This is a genomic window from Bacillus sp. MM2020_4 (assembly GCF_011250555.1).
Lineage (GTDB): Bacteria > Bacillota > Bacilli > Bacillales > Cytobacillaceae > Neobacillus.
In genome coordinates this window covers 1-214 of sequence record NZ_JAANMZ010000153.1, presented here as the reverse complement: position 1 = coordinate 214, position 214 = coordinate 1, and the positions used below count along the sequence as shown (strand labels likewise).

The following is a 214-nucleotide window of genomic DNA, read 5'->3' as shown; positions in this document are numbered from 1 at the left end:
AAAACTAAAATGGCGATTACTCGATGTTTACTTTGCTTCTTCTTACGATTATCTAGTTTTCAAAGAACGAATTTTTGAGAGAATTGCACTCTCAAAACTAAACAAACAAGAAACGTCAACCTTATGATCAGTCCATAAGGACTGCATATTCCTTAGAAAGGAGGTGATCCAGCCGCACCTTCCGATACGGCTACCTTGTTACGACTTCACCCCA

General features: G+C 39.3%; 1 rRNA gene. It reads right to left on the bottom strand.

Annotated elements, in window-relative coordinates:
- Window positions 1-156 precede the first annotated feature (156 nt).
- Window positions 157-214, bottom strand: a 16S ribosomal RNA gene (locus G6554_RS25560); the annotation flags it as partial.